General features: G+C 69.6%; 21 protein-coding genes. 18 read left to right on the top strand and 3 right to left on the bottom strand.

Translation table 11 applies throughout. The features are described from left to right. From AC1Q5A_RS09775 to AC1Q5A_RS09785, 3 genes are read right to left on the bottom strand one after another with little or no spacing between them, the layout of a single operon-like run. A complete protein-coding gene (locus AC1Q5A_RS09775) occupies positions 1–1,734 on the bottom strand; it encodes an FAD-binding protein (protein ID WP_492700520.1) in 1,734 nt (577 codons plus the stop codon). Then, positions 1,731–3,470 (bottom strand): FAD-dependent oxidoreductase, encoded by a 1,740-nt coding sequence (locus tag AC1Q5A_RS09780; protein WP_492700521.1) that lies wholly within the window; start codon positions 3,468–3,470, stop codon positions 1,731–1,733. The genes AC1Q5A_RS09775 and AC1Q5A_RS09780 overlap by 4 nt, the downstream gene beginning before the upstream one ends. Before the next feature lies 1 nt (position 3,471). Then, entirely contained in the window at positions 3,472–4,680 is a 1,209-nt protein-coding gene (locus AC1Q5A_RS09785; RefSeq protein ID WP_492700522.1) for an acyl-CoA dehydrogenase family protein, read from the bottom strand. A 165-nt stretch (positions 4,681–4,845) separates the two neighbouring features. Between AC1Q5A_RS09785 and AC1Q5A_RS09790 the strand changes: the two genes are divergently transcribed. The 18 genes from AC1Q5A_RS09790 (at position 4,846) to AC1Q5A_RS09875 (ending at position 20,412) form a co-directional block, all read left to right on the top strand. Next, positions 4,846–5,832 carry a flavin reductase gene (locus AC1Q5A_RS09790; protein WP_492700523.1) on the top strand — a complete coding sequence of 329 codons (987 nt, stop codon included), beginning with the start codon at positions 4,846–4,848 and terminating at the stop codon, positions 5,830–5,832. Positions 5,833–5,907: 75 nt separating this feature from the next. Further along, the gene (locus AC1Q5A_RS09795) at positions 5,908–6,756 is read left to right on the top strand and encodes an alpha/beta fold hydrolase (protein WP_492700524.1); all 849 of its coding nucleotides are present in this window, start codon (positions 5,908–5,910) and stop codon (positions 6,754–6,756) included. Continuing rightward, complete coding sequence (locus AC1Q5A_RS09800) at positions 6,749–7,552, top strand: fumarylacetoacetate hydrolase family protein (protein ID WP_492700525.1); 804 nt, start codon at positions 6,749–6,751, stop codon at positions 7,550–7,552. Before AC1Q5A_RS09795 ends, AC1Q5A_RS09800 begins: the two co-directional genes overlap by 8 nt. A 14-nt stretch (positions 7,553–7,566) precedes the next feature. Further along, positions 7,567–8,484 carry an acetaldehyde dehydrogenase (acetylating) gene (locus AC1Q5A_RS09805; RefSeq protein WP_492700526.1) on the top strand — a complete coding sequence of 306 codons (918 nt, stop codon included), beginning with the start codon at positions 7,567–7,569 and terminating at the stop codon, positions 8,482–8,484. Positions 8,485–8,495: 11 nt separating this feature from the next. Next, a complete protein-coding gene (gene dmpG, locus AC1Q5A_RS09810; RefSeq protein ID WP_492700527.1) occupies positions 8,496–9,530 on the top strand; it encodes a 4-hydroxy-2-oxovalerate aldolase in 1,035 nt (344 codons plus the stop codon). A gap of 30 nt (positions 9,531–9,560) precedes the next feature. Then, a complete protein-coding gene (locus AC1Q5A_RS09815; RefSeq protein ID WP_492700528.1) occupies positions 9,561–10,286 on the top strand; it encodes an SDR family NAD(P)-dependent oxidoreductase in 726 nt (241 codons plus the stop codon). A 10-nt stretch (positions 10,287–10,296) separates the two neighbouring features. After that, positions 10,297–11,073, top strand: a complete 777-nt coding sequence (locus AC1Q5A_RS09820; protein WP_492700529.1) for an SDR family NAD(P)-dependent oxidoreductase — start codon at positions 10,297–10,299, stop codon at positions 11,071–11,073. Continuing rightward, positions 11,070–11,702 carry a nuclear transport factor 2 family protein gene (locus AC1Q5A_RS09825; RefSeq protein ID WP_492700530.1) on the top strand — a complete coding sequence of 211 codons (633 nt, stop codon included), beginning with the start codon at positions 11,070–11,072 and terminating at the stop codon, positions 11,700–11,702. The genes AC1Q5A_RS09820 and AC1Q5A_RS09825 overlap by 4 nt, the downstream gene beginning before the upstream one ends. A gap of 10 nt (positions 11,703–11,712) precedes the next feature. Next, entirely contained in the window at positions 11,713–12,786 is a 1,074-nt protein-coding gene (locus tag AC1Q5A_RS09830; protein ID WP_492700531.1) for an alkene reductase, read from the top strand. Positions 12,787–12,795: 9 nt separating this feature from the next. Continuing rightward, positions 12,796–12,948: a hypothetical protein gene (locus tag AC1Q5A_RS09835; protein WP_492700532.1), complete on the top strand. Its 153-nt coding sequence runs from the start codon at positions 12,796–12,798 to the stop codon at positions 12,946–12,948. A 34-nt stretch (positions 12,949–12,982) separates the two neighbouring features. Then, on the top strand, positions 12,983–13,846 hold the full coding sequence (locus tag AC1Q5A_RS09840) for an SDR family NAD(P)-dependent oxidoreductase (RefSeq protein ID WP_492700533.1): 864 nt from the start codon (positions 12,983–12,985) through the stop codon (positions 13,844–13,846). A gap of 92 nt (positions 13,847–13,938) precedes the next feature. Then, positions 13,939–14,847, top strand: a complete 909-nt coding sequence (locus AC1Q5A_RS09845) for a VOC family protein (RefSeq protein ID WP_492700534.1) — start codon at positions 13,939–13,941, stop codon at positions 14,845–14,847. Position 14,848: 1 nt separating this feature from the next. Next, a complete protein-coding gene (locus tag AC1Q5A_RS09850; protein WP_492700535.1) occupies positions 14,849–15,727 on the top strand; it encodes a CoA transferase subunit A in 879 nt (292 codons plus the stop codon). Positions 15,728–15,738: 11 nt separating this feature from the next. Further along, entirely contained in the window at positions 15,739–16,506 is a 768-nt protein-coding gene (locus AC1Q5A_RS09855) for a CoA-transferase subunit beta (protein WP_492700536.1), read from the top strand. Between the two features lies 1 nt (position 16,507). Continuing rightward, complete coding sequence (locus AC1Q5A_RS09860) at positions 16,508–17,416, top strand: enoyl-CoA hydratase (RefSeq protein WP_492700537.1); 909 nt, start codon at positions 16,508–16,510, stop codon at positions 17,414–17,416. Then, positions 17,413–18,480, top strand: a complete 1,068-nt coding sequence (locus AC1Q5A_RS09865) for an NAD(P)H-dependent flavin oxidoreductase (RefSeq protein WP_492700538.1) — start codon at positions 17,413–17,415, stop codon at positions 18,478–18,480. Before AC1Q5A_RS09860 ends, AC1Q5A_RS09865 begins: the two co-directional genes overlap by 4 nt. Before the next feature lie 11 nt (positions 18,481–18,491). Then, complete coding sequence (locus AC1Q5A_RS09870; protein ID WP_492700539.1) at positions 18,492–19,247, top strand: enoyl-CoA hydratase family protein; 756 nt, start codon at positions 18,492–18,494, stop codon at positions 19,245–19,247. Between the two features lie 10 nt (positions 19,248–19,257). Further along, entirely contained in the window at positions 19,258–20,412 is a 1,155-nt protein-coding gene (locus tag AC1Q5A_RS09875; RefSeq protein WP_492700540.1) for an acyl-CoA dehydrogenase family protein, read from the top strand. Positions 20,413–20,423 lie beyond the last annotated feature (11 nt).

Raw genomic sequence — 20,423 nt, forward strand, 5'->3', positions numbered from 1 at the left:
TCATGCCTCACTGTGCTCGCCTGCGGCGGCGCGTCCTGCGCGCCTGCCGGAAAAGATGCAATCGGCCAGCGACAGGCCGCTGACATAGTGCGACGAGGGGAGGCCGATCGCGCTGCGCCCGGCGGCAAACAGCCGCGGGATGATACGCCCGTGCCCGTCGAGCACGTGACCATCGGCTTCGTCCACCCTGAGCCCGCCGAGGGTCAGCGTGGCCATCGGAAAGTTCCTGGCGTCGATCGAGATGTCGAGCGCGTAGTAGGGCGCATGCTCGCAGGCCTGGCGCATGTCGGCGGACTTGCCGAACGGGTCGTCGCCCTCGCCGCGCGCGGCCGCGTTGGCGGCGGCCACGCTGGCGCGCAGCGTGTTCGCGTCGGCGCCGATCTTGCCGGCCAGCGCATCGATCGTCGCAGCCTTCCTGGCGCCGGTCAGCATCAGCAGCATGGCCGGCAACGACTGGAAGGCCCACAGCCGGCCGAACAGGCATTCCTTGATCGCCTGCCGGCGCAGGCGCGCGTCGAGGATCAGCCAGGCTTTACCGCCCTGGTGCTCGACCATCTCGTATCCGAGCTTGGCGCCGTAGACCTGCTCATTGCAGAAACGCTCGCCGCGCGCGTTGACCACGAGGCCCCTGGGCCAGGCATACGGCGGCGTGATGAAACGCCAGCCCGAGACGTTGTCCAGCGCCTGCGTGGCGCCGCCGACGCTCTGGCCGAGCCGCAGGCCGCTGCCGTCGCAGCCCGCGGCGCCGATCGGCCAGCCGGTCCGGTAATGCGGTGCATGGCTGGCGATGAGTTGCGGGTTATAGATGTAGCCGCCGGTCGCGAGCACGATGGCGCGGGTGGCGCGGAGGTAATGCGGCGTGGCGATGGCTTGCTCGATCGCGGCCTGCTCGCGGCGCGCCCGCTCGGCCTTGCCGGGCTGGTACAGCCGCCACTTGGCGATGCGTGCGTCGAGTTCGGCGTGGCGGTGGCTGCGGGCGTCGCCTTCCGGCAGGGTCCACACCTCGACGCCGAGCAGGCGCCCGGGCGCGCCATCGACGTTTTTTTCGCGCACCAGCCGCCGCACCGCGGCCTGGGTCAGCGTCTTCGCGTCGCTGCGCCGCGTGGCGTCCTGCAAGGCGGCATAGAGTGCCGTGCCGCTCTGGCCCCTGGACACGGCACGATGGCCGCGTGGTGCGGGTACCGCCGCGCCACGATACGCCGGCACCAGTTCGTTGCCGGAGTAATAGAGGAAGATGCCGTCCGGCGGGTAGGAGGTCTTGTGCTGCGGGACGGTCGAGCCGAAGCGGACGCCCAGGGCTTCGAGCCATTCGAGGTTGGCCACGCTGTCCGCGCAGAAGCGCGCCAGCGTGGCGTCACTCACGACGCTGCCGGCCTCATGCCGCAGATAGTCGGCCATCGCCTGCGGCGTGTCGCTGAAGCCGGCCGCGCGCTGGTGCTCCGTACCGCCGCCGGCGTAGACCACCCCGCCCGACAGCGCGCTCGCGCCGCCGCCGCCGAAGCGGTCGATCACCAGCACGGAGGCGCCCGCCGCCCGCGCCTCGATCGCGGCGCAGGCGCCGGCGGCGCCCCATCCGATCACCAGTACGTCGGCGCCGTCGCTCCACACCAGTTCGTCGGCGCTGGATACTTCCAGGACCGGTTCGATCGGCGTGACGGTCGAGAACTTGCCCACCCGCGGCGTGGCGTCGCGTGTCGCAGGACCGGGCGTCGAGGGTGCGTCGGTGCGGCTCATGCGCCTGGGGTTGCCTCGCGCAGCAGATCGGTGTGTTCCAACGCCAGCGGCTGCCCCGCGAGATGCGCCACCGCGCGGTAGGCGAAGGTCATCGCCGGACCCAGGGTGGAGCCGGCGCCGGGGTAGGCCGGGCCCATCACCGAGGCGCTGTTGTTACCCACGCAGTACAGGCCTTCGATGGCATGGCCCTGCGCGTCGAGCACGCGGGCGTCGCGGTCGGTCAGCAGGCCGCCCTTGGTGCCGATGTCGCCGGGCCACAGCTTCATCGCGTAGAACGGCCCCCTGGCGATCGGTGCGAGGTTGGGGTTGGGCTTAACGTTGACGTCGCCGTAATAGCGGTCGAACGCGTTGCCGCCGCGATCGAAATCCAGGTCCTTGCCAGTGCGTGCGAATTCGGTCATGCGTGCGGCGCTGGCCGCGAGCCCTGCGGCGTCGACGCCGATCGCCTGCGCCAGTTGTTCAATGCTTTCACCCTTCCAGACCAGGGTGTTCCACCAGTTGGCGCGGACCCGCGTGTCTGGCATCACGCTGGACGGCATCAGCGGGCCCATCGGGTACTTGGCGCGGAAGTCGGCGTCGAACACGATCCAGGCCGGGATCGCGCCACCGTGGGCCGCGTGGTCCGCGAACATCGCCTGCTGGAACTCGGGATAGGGGCCGGATTCGTCGAGGAAGCGCTTGCCCTGTGCGTTGACTACCATGCAGCCCGGCATCGAGCGCTCGACGAAGACTGGTCGGTAGCGCTTGACGCCGGGGATCCGGTAGGTCGGCGCGCCCCAGGTGTGTTCCATCAGGTGCAGCGCGGCGCCCACGCTTGCCGCCGCCTGGATCGTGTCGCCCGTGTTGCCGTCTTCAGGCGTCGCGGTCCAGTGGGCGTCGGTGGGCTTGGGCAGGTATCGCTCGCGCATGGCCTGGTTGCGTTCGAAACCACCGGCGGCCAGCAACACCGCACGCCGCGCCTGCACGGTCACGTTGCCACCATTGCGCTCGGCGACAATGCCCGTGACGCGGCCATTTTCCACCACGAGTTCATGCATCCGCGTGCTGGTCCACACCGGCACCTCGCGCTGGCGCAGCGCGGCGTACAGTCCGCCGATCAGGGCCTGCCCGCCGGTCAGCCAGCGGTCACGGCGGGTCTTGAAGCGCCACGGGTAGTCGAGGAAATAGCGCAGCATCAACCGTACCAGCACCCAATTCGCGCCGCGTTCCTTCGAGAGCAGGATGCGCGCATCGAAAGCGTTGATGCTCATCCGGCCCATGATCAACTGGTCCGATGGCTGGATCTGGCCAAGTGCCTCCAGCCCGAGCCGCGCGGCGTTGAAGTCCACGGGATCCATCGAACGCCCGCCGGGGCGTGAACCGGGCAAGGCCTGGTAGTAATCGGCATACAACGGTATGCAACGGTAAGGCACGCCGATTTCCGCGAGGTAATCGGCCAACCGTGGCGCCGATTCGAGGTACGCGAGTATGCGTTCGTCGCTGGAGAGCCCGCGTGCGCAGGTGCGCACATAGGTATAGGCGTCTTCGAACGAGTCCTGGACCCCGGCCTTGGCCTGGTCGTGGTTGCACGGGATCCAGATGCCACCGCCCGACAGCGCCGAGGTGCCGCCGAGCCGGGCGGCCTTCTCGACCACCAGCACCGACAGCCCCGCGTCGGCGGCGCGCACGGCGGCGAGCAGGCCGCCGGCGCCCGAGCCGACGACGATCAGGTCCGTTTCGTTGGCGGTGGCGTCCATGTCAGACGAACGGATCGGTGTTGGGCAGGCCCAGCATCACGGCGCCGTGGGCACGCGCGTAGGCGTCGGCGTTGTTGGCGATGTGCCCGCGCGCCTGGAAGATATCGCGGCAGAAGCGCTCGATCGGGTTGTTCTTGTACAGGCCGGAACCCGCGCAGGCGCGCAGCAGTTCGTCCACGTGGCGGGCGCAGACCTTGGGCACGCTCGCCGATTGCGCGCGCTGCAGCAGGCGGCCCTCGACCTCCATTCGCGTGCCGGACCTGGCATGCTCGATGATCGGCTCGTAGTTGCGCAGCAGCACCAGGCGCAGCGCGTCCGCGGCCATCATCGCCTCGGTCACTGCGAGCTGGGCGTTGACGTCTTCCGCCGTCTTGCCGCCGTGCTTGCCGATATGCGCCTTCGAGCGTTCGCGGAAATGCGCTATCGCACCGTCCAGCGCGCCGATGCACGAGGTGGAGACGGCGCGCTGGAACACCTGGATGAACGGAATGCGATACAGCCAGCCCGGGTTGAGCGCGCGGCCGGGGCAGCCTTCGTCGGTGTAGTCATTGGTGCGCTGGGTACGGTGCTCGGGCACGAAGGCGTTCTCGACCACGATGTCGTGGCTGCCGGTGGCGCGCAGGCCCAGCACGTCCCAGTTCCTGACGATACGGAAATCCGCCTTGGGCAGCAGGAAGGTGCAGTGCTCCAGGGCGCCCGAGCCGTCCTTCTTCGGCAGCAGGCCGCCGAGGAAGACCCAGTCGGCGTGATCGCAGCCGCTGGAGAAGCCCCAGTGGCCGGAGAAGCGGTAGCCTCCCTCGACCGCCTCGGCCTTGCCCACCGGCATGTAGGTGGAGGCGATGCGGGTGGACGGATCCTTGCCCCATACCTCCTGCTGCGCCTGTTCCGGAAACAGCGACAGTTGCCAGAAGTGCACGCCCATCACGCCGTAGATCCAGGCGGTGGACATGCAGCCTTCGGCCAGCGCCATCTGGATCGAGTAGAACACCCGCGGATCCATTTCGTGGCCGCCCCAGCGTCTGGGCTGCAGCACGCGCAGCAGGCCGGCCTGCTCCAGGTCGCGCACGGTTTCCCCGGGCACCTTGCCGTCGGCTTCGGCCTGTGCCGCACGCTCGGCGAGGCGCGGCACCAGTGCGCGGGCGCGTTCGACCAGGGCAAGAGCTTCGGGCGTCAGCCAGTCGGCCGTGGCTTGTGGGGTTTGCACGCTCATCGGGCGATCCTTGGGCTTCGATGGATGGCTCCGATGGTTGCAGCAGCGTCCTGCGCCATCATCGTCTTTTCGGACTAACGTGGAGGCGACCCGGACGCTAGTCCGAGTGGGGGATTACGGCGCCGGCGCAGGCGGGCAAGCTGGACGCACGACGAGGGAGATCACATGACCGGCACCGCCGCTTTCGACCCCCGGGATTTCCGCCAGGCGCTGGGCGCCTTCGCCACCGGCGTGACCATCGTCACCGCGCGCGCCGGGGACGGTGCGCCGGTGGGCATCACCGCCAACAGCTTCAATTCGGTATCGCTGGATCCGCCGATGGTGTTGTGGAGCCTGGCGAAGAACGCGCGCAGCCTGGCGGTGTTCGCCCGGGCCGGCCACTGGAACGTGCATGTGCTGGCCAACGACCAGGAGCCCCTCTCCAACCGCTTCGCGCGCGCCGGCGAGGACAAGTTCGGCGGCATGGCGCTCGACGCCGGTGCCTCGGACGCGCCGCTGATCCCCGGCTGCAGCGCGCGCTTCCAGTGCCGCGCCGCGTTCCAGTACGAGGGCGGCGACCACGTGATCTTCGTGGGCGAGGTGATCGACTACGACCGCACGCCCAGCCCGCCACTGCTCTACGTCACCGGCGGCTACGCGCTGGCCGCGCGCAAGGCCGGCGCGGTCGCCACCGAGGCCGAGCAGCCCGATGCGATCTATTCGGAAAACCTGCTGGGCTACCTGCTGGGGCGCGCCCACTACCAGTTCATGGCCGGCTTCCGCCGCGCGCTGGACGAACATGGGCTCAGCGATGCGGATTTCTTCGTGCTCTCGCTGCTCAGCGTGCGCCAGCCGCTGAACGGCACCGAGATCGCCGCGCACATCGCCTACACCGGCGTGGACATTGGTGTGGTCGCGCTGCACGCGCTGCGCGCGCGCGGGTTGCTCGACGATGCGGGCGGCGACGGCTGGCGCCTTGGTGCGTGCGGGCGCGATGCGATCCTGCATGTGCTGGCCGCGGCCAAGGCGGTGGAGGCCGACGCGCTCGAGCGGCTCGACCCGATGGAGTCGGTGGGCCTGCGCAACCTGCTCAAGCGCCTGATCGCAGTGACCGATCCCGGCCTGCCCAAGCTGTGGGCCGCGCGGCCGGCGGACGATACGCCCGCTGCGTAGTCTGTCCAGACGATGCCCGTCCGGGCGGCCGGCGGGATCATCGACGACATCGCCGATCGACCAGGCCGCTACGCCATGAGCAAGGTTACCGCCATCCCCGTTGGCCACTACGTCGATATCGCGCCGGTGGCCGGCTCGCCGCAGCGCATGCACTACCACGAGGCGGGGCCGCGCGACGCCAGGGAGGCCCTGGTGTTCCTGCACGGCGCGGGGGCCGGCGCGAGCGGCTACAGCAATTTCAAGACCAACTATCCGGTGTTCGCCGACGCGGGGTATCGCGTCGTCGTGCCGGATCTGCTCGGCTACGGCCTGTCGAGCAAGCCCGACATCGCGCAGTACGACCTCGATTTCTTCGTGGCCGGCGTCAAGGGCCTGGTGGATGCGCTCGGGCTGGAACGGGTGTCGCTGGTCGGCAATTCGCTGGGTGGCGCAGTGGCGCTCGGCTACGCGCTGGCGCACCCGCAGGACGTGGACAAGCTGGTGCTGCTCGGCCCCGGCGGCGTCGAGGACATCGACACCTACCTCGCGATGCCCGGCATGGCGCACATGTTCGCGGTGTACAAGTCGGGCAAGGTCGGCGAGGAGGCCTTGCGCGAGATCTTCCACGCGATGCTGTACGACCCCTCGCAGCTGGACGAGGCCACCATCCACGAGCGAGCACCGCTGGCGGCGCTGCAGACCAAGGCCGCACGCTCGATCCTCAAGGTGCCCAACATGACGGTCCGCCTCGGCGAGCTGCGCTGCCCGGTGTTCTGCATCTGGGGGGCGGACGACAAGTTCAACCCGGTCGGCGGCGCCATGAAGATCGCGCAGGGCGTGCCGCATGCGCGGGTGGAGATCGTGAGCCACTGCGGCCACTGGGTGCAGGTCGAGTACCGCGAACTGTTCAACCGGCTGTGCATGGATTTCCTGCACCATGGCTGAGCCCATGCACGATGCCCTGGTCGCGCAGCTCGGCGACGAGTTGTTCGCCGCGCTACGTGCGCGGCGCACGCTGGCGCCGCTCGCCATGCGCCACCCCGGCATCACCATCGACGACGCCTACCGTGTCTCGCTGCATTTCCTGCGCCGTCGCGAGGCCGCGGGCGAGCGCGTGATCGGCAAGAAGATCGGTGTCACCTCGAAAGCCGTGCAGGACATGCTCGGCGTGTTCCAGCCCGACTTCGGTTTCCTGACCGACACCATGCGCGTCGCCGACGGCGCGAGCGTGAGCCTCGCGCAGGCCGGGCTGATCCAGCCGCGCGCCGAAGGCGAGATCGCGTTCGTGCTGAAGCGCGACCTCAAGGGGCCAGGTGTGACGCGCGACGACGTGCTGGCGGCCACCGATTATGTCGCGCCGTGCTTCGAGATCGTCGATTCGCGCATCGCCGACTGGAAGATCCGCATCCAGGACACGGTCGCCGACAACGCCTCCTGCGGCGTGTTCGTGGTCGGGCAGCAGCGCATCGATCCGCGCGCGCTCGATCTCGCCGCGGTGCCGATGACGATGGAAAAGAACGGCGTGCCCTGTGGCGCCGGGCTGGGCAGCGCGGTGCAGGGCCACCCAGCCGAGGCCGTCGCGTGGCTGGCCAACACGCTGGGTGCGTATGGCATCCCGTTCAAGGCCGGCGAGACGATCCTGTCAGGCTCGCTCGCGCCGCTGGTGCCGGCGGCGGCGGGCGACCGCTTCGCCATGCGCATCGAGGGCCTGGGTGGCTGCTCGATCGCGTTTGCCGATTGACTGACGAGGTTGGAATGATGGGCAAGAAGATCAAGTGCGCCGTGATCGGACCCGGCAACATCGGCACCGACCTGCTGATGAAGCTGCAGCGCAGCGCCGTGCTCGAACCGGTGTGGATGGTGGGCATCGACCCGGCCAGCGACGGGCTCAAGCGCGCGCAGGAGCTGGGCCTCAAGACCACCGCCGAGGGCGTGGACGGCCTGCTGCCGCACGTCGCGGCCGACGGCGTGCAGATCGCCTTCGACGCCACCAGCGCCTACGTGCATGCCGAGAACAGCCGCAAGCTCAACGCGCTGGGCGTGCTGATGATCGATCTCACGCCGGCCGCGATCGGGCCGTACTGCGTGCCGCCGGTGAACCTGCAGGCGCACGTCGGCCAGCGCGAGATGAACGTCAACATGGTCACCTGCGGCGGCCAGGCCACGGTGCCGCTGGTGGCCGCGGTGAGCCGCGTGCAGCCGGTGGCCTACGGCGAGATCGTCGCCACCGTGTCCAGTCGTTCGGTGGGCCCGGGCACGCGCAAGAACATCGACGAGTTCACCCGCACCACCGCCAGCGCGGTGGAGAAGGTCGGCGGCGCGAGGAAGGGCAAGGCCATCGTCATCATCAACCCGGCCGAGCCGCCGTTGATCATGCGCGATACCGTGCATTGCCTCACCGTGGATCCGCCGAAGGCCGCCGAGATCGAGGCTTCGGTGCACGCGATGATCGCCGAGGTGCAGAAGTACGTGCCCGGCTACAAGCTGGTCAACGGCCCGGTGATCGACGACAACCGCGTCACGATCTGGATGGAGGTCGAAGGCCTGGGCGACTACCTGCCCAGGTACGCCGGCAACCTCGACATCATGACCGCGGCCGCCGCGCGCACCGCCGAGATGTTCGCCGCGGAAATGCTCGCCGGCAGCTTCGTCCCCACCCCGAGCGCGGCTTGAAGGAGGCTGCGATGAACCTGAGCGGCAGGAAGATCACGCTGCACGACATGACGCTGCGCGACGGCATGCATCCGAAACGGCACCAGATCACCATCGAACAGATGAAATCCATCGCCACCGGTCTGGACGAGGCCGGCGTGCCACTGATCGAGGTCACCCACGGCGACGGCCTGGGCGGCGCCAGCGTCAACTACGGCTTCCCCGCGGCCAGCGACGAGGAATACCTCGGCGCGGTGATCCCGCTGCTGAAGCGGGCCAAGGTGTCGGCCCTGCTGCTGCCGGGCATCGGCACGGTGGACCACCTGCTGATGGCCAGGGACCTCGGCGTGCACAGCATCCGCGTGGCCACGCACTGCACCGAGGCCGACGTCAGCGAGCAGCACCTCAAGATGGCGCGCAAGCACGACATGGACGCCGTGGGTTTCATGATGATGGCGCACATGAACAGCCCCGAGGGGCTGGCGGGGCAGGCCAGGCTGATGGAGAGCTACGGCGCCAACTGCATCTACGTCACCGACTCGGCCGGCTACATGCTGCCCGATGACGTGCGCGTGCGGATCGCCGCAGTGCGTACGGCGCTCAAGCCGGAGACCGAGCTCGGCTTCCACGGCCACCACAACCTGGCGATGGGTATCGCCAACAGCCTCGCCGCGGTCGAGGCCGGGGCGAACCGCATCGATGCCGCAACGACGGGCCTGGGCGCCGGCGCCGGCAACACGCCGATGGAAATCTTAGTGGCGGTGTGCGATCGCCTGGGCATCGAGACCGGCGTGGACCTGTGGAAAATCCAGGACGTCGCCGACGACCTGGTGCTGCCGATCATGGATTTCCCGGTGCGCGCCGGTCGCGACGCCATCACCATCGGCTACGCCGGCGTGTACGGCAGTTTCCTGCTGTTCGCCAGGCGCGCCGCCGAGAAGTACGGGCTGTCCTCCCGCGACATCCTGGTCGAGCTGGGCAAGCGCAAGATGGTCGGCGGCCAGGAGGACATGATCGAGGACACCGCGCTGACCATGGCCAAGGTGCGCGACGCGAAGCGCGCCTGACCCCCCTCATTGGAACTGGAGAATGTACACATGCGACTGAAAGACAAGGTGGCCGTGGTCACCGGTGCAGGGCAGGGCATGGGGCGTGCGATCGCCCGGCTGTTCGCGGCGGAGGGTGCGCGCGTGGTGGCGCTGGACGTCAACCTCGCCGCGGCGCAGGAGACGGTGGGTGCCGACGGCCTTGCACTGGACGCGAACATCGCCGACAGCGTCGCGGTGAACACGGCCTTCGAGGCGGTGGTGAAGAAGTTCGGCCGCGTCGACGTGCTGGTGAACAACGCGGGCATCGGTTCGGTGGACAAGTTCGCCGACATCCCCGATGAGACCTGGGCGCGCGTGATCGGCGTCGACCTCACCGGCGCGTTCTACTGCGCACGCGCGGCGGTGCGCATCATGCAGGCGCAGGGCATCAAGGGAGCCATCGTCAACACCTCCAGCGTGTCGGCGGTGTCCGGTGACGGGCCGGCGCACTATTGCGCCGCCAAGGCCGCGCTGATGGGGCTCACCCGCTGCATGGCGAAGGAGCTTGCGCCGCAGGGCATCCGCGTCAACACCCTGGTACCGGGGCCGACCAACACGCCGATGATGCAGGGCATCCCCGAGGAATGGGCCAAGGCGATCATTGCCGGCGTGCCGATGGGGCGCATGGCCGAGCCGGAGGACATCGCGCGCGCCGCGCTGTTCCTCGCCAGCGACGACGCCGGTTTCGTCACCGGCCAGAACCTCGCCGTCAACGGCGGCAGCGCCTTCCTCTGAGGAGCCGGACATGAGCGAAAGATTGAAGGGCAAGATCGCGTTCGTCACCGGCGCGAGCATGGGCATCGGCGCGGCCACCGCGCGGCGCTTCGCCGCCGAGGGCGCGACCGTAGTGATCTGCGGCCGCCGCAAGGAGCCGCTGGACCAGGTAGCGGCCGAGATCATCGCCGCCGGCGGCAAAGCCGAGGCGGTGGTAGCCGATGTAGGCGTGGAGGCGCAGATCGTCGGCGCGATCGAGGCGGCGGCGAAGAAGCACGGTCGGCTCGACATCCTGGTCAACAATGCGGCCGCCTACACCTGGGGAGCACTGGCCGACATGGATACCGCCACCTGGCACGCAAACTTCACCACCTCGGTGGACGGCACGTTCTGGGGTACGCGCACCGCGATGAAGCTGATGCAGGGACGTGGCGGGGCGATCGTCAACCTCAGCTCGATCTGCGGCACGCTGGGCACCGCGATGATGTCGGGCTACTCGGCGGCCAAGGCCGCGATCATCAACTTCAGCCGCGCGGCGGCGGTCGAGGGCGCCGCGTCGAACATCCGCGTCAACGTGGTAATCCCCGCGATCATCGAGACCCCGGCCACCGCCGGCATGCTGGCCGACGCGGCCACCCGCAAGGGCACCGAGGCGATCATCCCGCTACAGCGCGTGGGCAGGGCCGAGGAGCTGGCCAGCGCGATCCTGTTCCTCGCCAGCGACGAGGCCTCCTACGTCACCGGCGCCGCGCTGCCGGTCGACGGAGGACGCGCCGCGGTGCTGGTGACCGCCCTGCCGCAATCATGAGCTGGCCGGCCACGCTCGAGCAGCGTGTCGACCGGCTGGAATCGCTGGACGCGATCCGCCAGCTCGCCGGCAAGTATTCGCTGTCGCTGGACATGCGCGACATGGACGCCCACGTCAACCTGTTCGCGCCCGACATCCGCGTCGGCCGCGACAAGGTCGGCCGCGCGCATTTCAAGGCCTGGCAGGATTCGACCCTGCGCGACCAGTTCACCGGCACCTCGCACCACCTCGGCCAGCACATCATCGAGTTCGTTGACGCCGACCACGCCACCGGCGTGGTGTATTCCAAGAACGAGCACGAGTGCGGCGCCGAATGGGTCATCATGCAGATGCTGTACTGGGACGACTACGAGCGCATCGAGGGCCGCTGGTATTTCCGCCGCCGCCTGCCGTGCTACTGGTATGCGAGCGACCTCAACAAGCCGCCGGTGGGCGACATGAAGATGCGCTGGCCAGGGCGCGAACCCTACCCCGGCAGCTTCCACGAACTGTTCCCGAGCTGGCGCGAATTCTGGGCCGCGCGTCCCGACAAGGACGCGCTGCCCCAGGTCGCCGCGCCCGCGCCACTGGAGCAGTTTCTCGCCGGCATGCGTCGCGGCACGCCGGCGCCGAAGATCCGCGTGCGCTGACGGAGGCGCGATGCACGAACCCCTGCTACAGCCCGTGCAGCTCGGCGAACTCGGCCTCGCCAACCGCATCGTGATGGCGCCGATGACGCGCAATCGCGCCGATGCCGACGGCACGCCGAATGCGTTGATGGCCGAGTACTACGCCCAGCGCGCCGGAGCCGGACTGATCGTGGCCGAAGGCACCTGGCCCAGCGTCATCGGGCAGGCCTACTGCCGCCAACCCGGCATCGAGACCGCGGCGCACGTCGCGGGGTGGCGGCGGGTGACCGATGCCGTGCACGCGCGCGGCGGCCTGATCGTGCTGCAGGTGATGCACGGTGGCCGCATCGGCAGCCGCGCGATCAAGCCCGCCGGCGTGGAGACCGTCGGCCCGAGTGCGATCCAGGCGGCTGGCGAGGTCTACACCGACGCCGCCGGCATGCAGCCGTTCGACGCACCGCGTGCGCTGGGCACCACCGAGGTGCGCGAGGTGGTACGCGAGCATGCGCAGGCCGCGCGCCGCGCGCGCGAGGCCGGCTTCGACGGGGTGGAACTGCACGGCACCAGCGGTTACCTGCCGATCCAGTTCCTCAGCACCGGCAGCAACCGCCGCGACGACGAGTACGGCGGCCCGGTCGCCAACCGCGCGCGCTTCGCGTATGAATGTCTCGCCGCGATGGCGCAGGAAATCGGACCGGGGCGCGTCGGTCTGCGGCTGTGCCCCGGCAACAGCTTCAACGACATCCACGACGAGGATTCCGCGGCCAGCCACGCCGAGCTGATGCGCAAGGCCGCTCCGCTCGGGCTGGCCTACCTCCACGTGATGCGCTCGCCCGGCGCCGGTGTCGGCATCGACGCCATCGCACTGGCGCGGCGCGAGTACGGCGGCAACCTCATCCTCAACGACGGTTTCGACGCCGAGGAGGCCGCGGCGGCGATCGCCGCCGGCACCGGCGTGGCAGTGTCCTTCGCCCGCCATTTCGTCGCCAACCCGGATCTGGTACAGCGTCTCGGCGGGGGTCGGTCGCTGGCGAAATTCGACCGCCGCACGCTGTACACGCCCGGCGCGGCCGGTTACACCGACTACCCGCCGTTTGCGGCCTGAGCGCACGCCATGCCGGCCGCCACGTTTCCTGCGGACGCGGTGCCGGTGTCCGGCGCGAACGGCCGCTGGCGGATCTGTGCGACCTGCTCCGTCATCACCTCGACCCTGGTGCTGGAACTGGCCGCACCGGCGGTGGCCGCCAGGGTGGTTGGCCGCGCCTGAAACCCTGCCCGCAACGGCACTACGGAGGCCAGCCATGGCATTGAATGGCAATCGCGTGATCGTGGTGACCGGTGCCAGTCGCGGCGCGGGCAAGGGCATCGCACTGGCGCTGGCTCGCCCCGGCACCACCGTCTACGTCACCGGGCGCAGCCGCCGCGAGGGCGACGCGCCCCTGCCCGGCACGGTGCAGTCTACGGCCGATGCCGTCGCGGCACGCGGCGGCACGGGCGTGGCGGTGGACTGCGACCACGCCGACGACACCCAGGTGGCGGCTCTGTTCGAGCGCGTGCGCGCCGAGCACGGCCGGCTCGACGTCCTGGTCAACAATGCCATCGCCATCCCGGACGCGCTGGTGGCGCACGGGCCGTTCTGGGAGAAGCCGCTGGACCTGCAGAGCCTGCTCGACGTGGGCCTGCGCTCGACCTACGTGGCGAGCTGGCATGCGGCGCCGCTGCTCGTGGCCAATGGCGAAGGGCTGATCGTCAACACTTCCTCGTTCGGCGCACGCTGCTACATGCACGGACCCGCCTACGGCGCCGGCAAGGCGGCGGTGGACAAGATGGCGCACGATATGGCGCACGAGTTGCGGCCGCATCGCGTGGCGGCGGTAGCGTTGTGGATGGGCATCCTGCGCACCGAGCGCACGCTGGCCGTGCTGGGTGCTGGCGACGTGTCCTACGCGGGCCTGCTGGAACAGTCCGAAAGCCCCGAATTCCCCGGCCGCGTGATCGACGCGCTGGCCCGCGATCCGGGCCTGATGGCGCGTTCCGGCCGGGTGCTGGTGGGCGCCGAGCTGGCCCGCGAGCTGGGCGTGGTCGACATCGACGGCAAGCGGCCGCCTTCCTTCCGCGCCACGCTGGGCGCGCCCACGCAATTCAGCGACGCGGTGGTGGAGTAGCCACCACCGTTAGTCTTATCGGACGATGCTGTTGCAGGGCAGCAACCGCAGAATCTGACCATCGCGACAGGGCGGCTTTGCCCGGGAGACGCATGGCCATGATGAACCTCAGCGGGCTCGCCTACGTGGTGGCCGAAACCACCGATCTGGCGCGCTGGAAGAGCTACGCCGAGGACGTGCTCGGCATGATGGCGGCGGCGGCCCCCGGTGGCGGCCTGTACGTGCGCATGGACGAGCGGCAGTTCCGCTTCGCGGTCGAGCCTGGAGCGCGCGACCGCTACGTCGCCTCGGGCTGGGAGACGCTGGACCAGGCCGGTTTCGAGCAGGCGCTGCAGGTGCTGCGCGACGCCGGTGTCGCGCACCATGTCGAGGATGCTGCGTTCTGCGCGCGCCGCCGCGTGCAGCAGGCCGTGAGCTTCCAGGACCCTTCGGGCAACCGCCACGAGGTGGTCTGGGGCTTCCAGTCCGACTTCGCCCACTTCGCCTCGCCGGCCGGCGTGGCGCGTTTCGTCACCGGCGAGATCGGCATGGGCCACGTGGTGCTGCCCGCACCCGCGTTCGCGCCGACCGTGGCCTTCACGAAGGAGGTGATGGGTTTCGGCCTTTCCGACATCTTCAACTTCCGGCCGCCGGGCACCGAAGGCGTCGTGCTGCCGATCCATTTCCTGCACTGCGGCAACGGCCGCCACCACAGCCTCGCGCTGGCGGCATTCCCGGTGGAGTCGGGTTGCGTGCACGCGATGGTGGAAGTCGCCGACATGGCCGAGGTGGGCCGCGCGCTGGACCGCATGCTCGCGCACGAGGTGACCCAGACCGCGACGCTGGGCCAGCACACCAACGACCGCATGACCTCGTTCTACATGCGCTGCCCGTCGAATTTCGACATCGAATACGGTTACGGCGGCGCGGTGGTCGACTGGAACCGCCACGTGGTGCACGAGTTCACCCGGGTGAGCCTTTGGGGCCACGACTTCACCATCGCGCAGAAGAAGGCAGGCTGAGATGGCCGACAAGCGCATGACTTCCGCCGACGTCGTCGCGCAACTGCGCGAGGGCATGACCATCGGCATCGGCGGCTGGGGCCCGCGGCGCAAGCCTATGGCGCTGGTGCGCGAGATCCTGCGCAGCCCGCTGAAAGAGATCACCGTGGTCGCCTATGGCGGCGCCGACGTCGGCATGCTGTGCGCGGCGGGCAAGGTGAAGAAGCTGGTGTTCGCCTTCGTCTCGCTGGACTTCATCCCGCTGGAACCGTACTTCCGCGCCGCGCGCCAGCGCGGCGCGATCGAGACGATGGAGATCGACGAGGGCATGCTGCTGCTGGGCCTCAAGGCGGCCGGCATGCGCGTGCCCTTCATTCCCACGCGGGTGGGGCTGGGCACCGACGTGCTGAAGGTCAACCCGGGGATCAAGCTGGTCGATTCGCCCTACGACGCACGGCAGTGGGTAGCCATGCCGGCGCTGCCGCTGGACGCCGCGCTGGTGCACGTGGATCGTGCCGACGCGCGTGGCGTGTGCCAGGTGAAGGGCCCGGACCTGTACATGGACGACCTGTTCGTGCGCGCCGCGGAGAAGACCTACGTGAGCTGCGACGAGCTTGTCGACGGCAGTGTGTTCGAGGAAGGCGAAGAGGCGCGCTACGTGCACTGGGACCGCGCCGACACCAGCGGCGTGGTGCATGCGCCGTGCGGCGCCCATCCCAGCTCCTGCGCGCCGCTGTACGGTTTCGACGTCGGGCATTTCAAGGAATACGCCGCCGGCGCCAGGGAACCGGACGGCTGGCAGCGGTATTTCGAGCGTTACGTGGCCTGCACCGAGCAGGAATACCTCGCGCGCGTGGGCGGCGAGGCCGCGGTGCGTGCGCTGCCGTTGCCGGTGTTCTGAGGAGTACGACGATGACCGAGGCAACCCTGGTCGATCGGGTGATCTGCGCCGCGGCGCAGGCCTGGCAGGACGATGGCGAGGTGCTGGCCACCGGCATCGGCATCGTGCCGAGGCTGGCGGCCTCGCTGTGCATGGCCTCGATCAACCGCGACCTGATGATGACCGACTCCGAGGCCTTCATGGTGCGCGAACCGGTGCCGGTGGGCCCGCGCGGCGACTACCGGGCCAGGCGCGAGAGCGCGATGGGCTTCGCGCGCATCTTCGACAACGTCTGGGGTGGCAAGCGCCACGCGATGGTAGGACCGACCCAGGTCGATCGCTGGGGCCAGGCCAACATCTCGATGATCGGCGACGACTACGCCAGGCCGAAGGTGATGATGCTTGGCGTGCGCGGCTTTCCCGGCAACTCGATCAGCCACGCGAACTCCTTCTTCGTGCCGCAGCACAGCCCCAAGGTCTTCGTCGCCGGCGAAGTCGACATGGTGGCCTCGGTGGGCTACCGGCCCGAGCGGCTGGCGCGCGGCTGGAGCCTGGACGAGATCGACATTCGCTACATCTTCAGCAACCTCGCCGTCCTCGACTTCGGCGGACCGAACCATCAGGTGCGCCTCGTCGCCGTGCATCCGGGCGTGACGCCGCAGCAGGTGCAGGACGCCACCGGCTTCCCGCTGCACATCCCCGGCGCAGTGGCGGTCACCCCCGCTCCCACGCCCGCGCAACTGGCGCTGCTGGAGCGCTTCGACCCGCACCACCTGCGCGTCGGCGCGCTGGGAGGCTGAGGTGGCCGGCGCCAACGACCCCGGTGATGGCTTCGTGCGGCGCGAGGACCGCACGGTCTACGAGACCGACAGCCCCGTGCTGTACGAGGTGCGCGACGGCATCGCCACCGTCACCATGAACCGGCCGGCGTTTCACAACGCGCAGAACTCGCAGATGACCTATGCGCTGGACGCCGCGTTCCGCCGTGCGGTGGACGACGATGCGGTGAAGGTGGTGGTGCTGCGCGGCGCCGGCAGGCATTTTTCCGCCGGCCACGACATCGGCACACCGGGGCGCGACATCGACAAGCCGTTCGAGCGCGTGTCGCTGTGGTGGGACCACACCAACAAGCCCGGCGCCGAACAGCTGTTCGCGCGCGAGCAGGAGGTATACCTCGGCATGTGTCGGCGCTGGCACGAGCTGCCCAAGCCGACCATCGCGATGGTGCACGGCGCCTGCGTCGCCGGTGGCCTGATGCTGGCCTGGGTCTGCGATCTGATCGTGGCCAGCGTGGACGCGTTCTTCCAGGACCCGGTGGTGCGCATGGGCATCCCCGGTGTGGAGTATTTCGCCCACGTGCACGAGCTCAATCCGCGCATTGCCAAGGAGTTCCTGTTCCTCGGCGAGCGCATGGGCGCTGCCCGCGCCGAGCAACTGGGCATGGTCAACCGCGTGGTGCCGCGCGAAGAGCTGGAATCCGCGGTCTACGCGATGGCGGCGAAGATCGCCACGCAGCCGCGGCTGGGCCTGGCGCTGGCCAAGACCGTGGTCAACCGCATCGAGGAAATGCAGGGCCTGCGCAGCGCGATGGACCTGGCCTTCGGCTACCACCACTTCGCCCACGCGCACAGCCAGGTGCTGGGCGCCGGTGCGCTGGGCGGACACGACGTGAAGTCGATGGTCGCGGCCAACAAGCAGGAGCAGCCGTGAGCGGGGCGCTGCACACGCCGCTGTGCGACCTGCTTGGCTGCGAAGTGCCGGTGGTGCAGACCGCGATGGGCTGGGTGGCAGGCGCATCGCTGGTGGCCGCCACCTGCAACGCGGGCGGTTTCGGTTTCCTCGCCGGCGTGACGATCCCCGCCGAGCGCATCGAGGCCGAGATCCTGCGCGTCAAGGAACTCACCGGCGACAAGCCGTTCGGCCTGAACTTCCACATGTTCCAGCCCAATGCGCAGCAGTTGCTCGACCTGGCGGTGAAGCACCGGCTGCGCGCGGTCAGCTACGGCCGCGGGCCGGACAGGCAGGTGATCGGCCGGTTGCGCGACGCCGGCATCGTCTGCATGCCCACCGTGGGCGCGCTCAAGCACGCGCATAAGGCGATCGCGCTGGGCGCCAACGTGGTCACCGTGCAGGGCGGCGAGGGCGGCGGCCACACCGGTGGCGTGCCGACCACGGTGCTGCTGCCGCAGGTGGTCGATGCGGTGCAGGTGCCGGTGGTCGCCGCCGGTGGCTTCTACGATGGCCGCGGCCTGCTCGCCGCGCTGGCCTACGGCGCGCAGGGAATCGCGATGGGTACGCGCTTCCTGATGACGCGCGACTCCGGCGTGCCCGAGGCCACCCTGGCGCGCTACCTCGCGGCGAACGACGCCGAGCAGATCGCCGTCTCCCCTCTCGTGGACGGCATGCCGCAGCGCATGATCCCCAACGAATACCTGGCGATGCTGCAGCACGCCTCGCCGTTCAAGCGCCTGCGCATCGCGCTGCAGCTGGCGCTGCAGTGGAAGGCACGGACCGGCATGACCAGCGCGCATGCGCTCAAGGTGCTGTGGCAGGGCCTGCGCGACGATGCCGGCGGTCTGGCGCAGACCGTGATGGCGGCGAACGCGCCGATGCTGCTGCAGCGCTCGATGGTCGAGGGCCGGCCCGACGAGGGCGTGATGTCCGCCGGCCAGGTGGCCGCGCTGATCGGCCGGCTCGATTCCTGCGAGGAAGTCATCGGCGGCATCGTGGTCCAGGCCACCGAACGCCTGCGCGCGCTTGCGGCCACGCTTTGAGGGAACACTCCATGTCCGGACAATTCACCATCCAAGTGCACCACAACGGCGTCGCCGAGGTGGTGCTCGATCGCCCGCCGGTCAACGCGCTCAACTCCGCCGGCTGGCAGGCGCTGGCGGCGGAGATCGCGGCGCTGGGCGAGAACCCCGCGGTGCGCGTCATCGTGGTCCGTGCCGAAGGCCGCGGCTTCTGCGCCGGCGTCGACATCAAGGAACTGGCCGCCGACCAGAGCCTGATCGTCGCCGTCAACGCCGGCAACTACGCCACCTTCAAGGCGGTGCACCGGAACAAGGTGCCGGTGATCGCGGCGGTGCACGGCTTCGTGCTCGGCGGCGGCATCGGCATCTGCGGCGCCGCCGACATCGTGATCGCCGCCGAGGACGCCAGTTTCGGCCTGCCCGAGGTGGACCGCGGCGCGATGGGCGGCGCGGCGCACCTGCAGCGCATGTTCGGCGTGCAGAAGACGCGCTACCTGTTCTACACCGGCGAGATGGTCGGCGCCGCCGAGGCGCTGCGGCTGGGCGCGATCGAACGCATGGTGCCGCGCGGCGATCTGCGCGACGCTGCGCTGGCGATCGCCGCGAAGATCGCCGCCAAGAGCCCGGCGATGATCCGCATCGCCAAGGAGGCGCTGGGCGGCATCGAGGACGGTGACCTCGAGGCCAAGTACCGGTGGGAGCAGGGCTTCACCCTGCAGGCCTACCTGAGCCCGGATTCGGCCGAGACCCGCCGCGCCTTCGTCGACAAGCGCGACGCCAAGTTCTGAAGGGAGCCGCATGGACCTGAACTACACCCCCGAACAGCAGACCTTCCGTGCCGAGGTGCGCGCGTGGTTGGCCACGCACGTGCCGCGCACGCCGCTGACCAGCTACGACACCCGCGATGGCTTCGAGCAGCACCGCGCGTGGGAGGCCGAGCTGGCCGCCCAGGGCTACAGCAGCGTCACCTGGCCGCAGGAACTCGGCGGGCGCGGCTGCGGCCTGATCGAGTGGCTGGTGTTCGAGGAGGAATACTGGGCCGCCGACGCGCCGCTGCGAGTGAACCAGAACGGCATCCTGCTGCTCGGCCCCACCCTGATGGAGTTCGGCAGCGAGGCGCAGAAGGCGCGCTTCCTGCCGCGCATGGCGCGCTGCGACGACATGTGGGCGCAGGGCTGGAGCGAACCGAACGCCGGCTCGGACATGGCGGCGATCGCCTCGCGTGCGATCCGCGACGGCGACCACTACGTGCTGAACGGGCAGAAAAGCTGGTCCACCCGCGCGCTGTACGCGAACTGGATGTTCGGCCTGTTCCGCAGCGACCCGGCCTCCAGTCGCCACCACGGCCTCAGTTACCTGCTGGTGCCGCTGGACGCCAAGGGCATCACGATCCGACCGGTCAAGGCGCTGAACGGCAAGCAGGCCTTCGCCGAGGTGTTCTTCAACGACGTGCGCGTGCCGGTGGAGAACCGCGTGGGCGAGGAAGGCCAGGGTTGGCACGTGGCGATGGCCACCGCCGGCTTCGAGCGCGGCCTGCTGCTGCGCTCGCCGGCGCGCTACCAGCGCAACGTGCAGAAGCTGGTGGAGCTGTACCGCCGCCACCGCGACGCGGCCGACCGTGACCCGACGCTGCGCGAGGCGGTGCTGCGCGCCTGGATGGGTGCCGAGGCCTACACGCTGGCGTCCTACCACACGGTCGGGCGGCTGCAGCAGGGCGCGAAGATCGGCGCCGAGTCCAGCACCAACAAGATCTTCTGGTCGGAGCTTGACCTCGACCTGCACGAGACCGCGATGCGCATCCTGGGCGCGCGAGCGGAGCTGATCGACGATCCCGAAGTGCACGAGTGGCTGGAAGGCTTCCTGTTCGCGCAGGCTGGGCCGATCTACGCCGGCAGCAACGAGATCCAGCGCAACATCATCGCCGAGCGCATGCTCGGTCTGCCCAAGAGCTGAGCGGAGCGCGC

It is taken from the genome of Rhodanobacter sp. GW835-FHT13D09, from assembly GCF_058793995.1.